Annotated in this window: 1 protein-coding gene; it reads left to right on the top strand. The window is 31.3% G+C overall.

All coding sequences use genetic code 11. The features are described 5' to 3' along the window. Window positions 1–76: 76 nt before the first annotated feature. Complete coding sequence (locus KTR07_RS28140; protein ID WP_130057243.1) at window positions 77–673, top strand: SMI1/KNR4 family protein; 597 nt, start codon at window positions 77–79, stop codon at window positions 671–673. Window positions 674–783: the final 110 nt, after the last annotated feature.

The raw sequence follows: 783 nt of genomic DNA, 5'->3' as shown, positions 1-783 counted from the left end.
GCAGATAACAAGCGGATCAATCTCCTTTAATGATGATTATCCACCAAACATTATCGTCATAAAAAAATGAAGTAAGATGGATGAAATAATTGCACATATAGAAGAACTGTCAAAATTATCTCCATACATAAAATTGTATCGTAATTTTGATCCTAAAATTATATTAAAACATATAGGGAAAATTACAGGAGAGATTGACAGACAATATGTCGATTTTTTATTGAAGACAAATGGTGCTTCAATATTAGATTATTGTTTCTTGGGATTAAAGAACCATAATTTGGGAATGAACATCTATGATAACATGAGCGAATTATGGTTTTTAGACTGTTCTTTGGCTATGCGTTTTTGGGGTATATGCGGAACAAGCAGTGGCGAAAACTTTGGCTATCTTGATAAAGTGGACAGCTCCGGAAATCATTATATCGGTTACTATTCAACAAACGAACCAGAGCATGTGTATCTTGTTGCATCTTCTTTCAAAATATTCATGAATAAGTTTCTGCAACAAGTAGAATCAACATTAACCATTGACAAAAAGGCTATTTATATAGATAATAATGATTGGTTTCTTAACCCTCAAAAACTTATTATAAATGACATTGAAATGGACCAGTACTTACAAAGTCAAGGAACATCAGAATATAAATTGTATGACAGGAAATTTAAATAAACAAAATGGTGACGATAACAAACAGCAAACCGACTAAAAGCGGAACGCTGCCAAACATTATCTGCCCATAAAAAGAATGAATATGAAAATAGAATTAGAAAATTGTCAAA

It is taken from the genome of Bacteroides sp. MSK.20.82, assembly GCF_019052485.1.
Lineage (GTDB): Bacteria > Bacteroidota > Bacteroidia > Bacteroidales > Bacteroidaceae > Bacteroides > Bacteroides thetaiotaomicron.
This window is presented reverse-complemented; position numbering and strand designations above follow the sequence as displayed.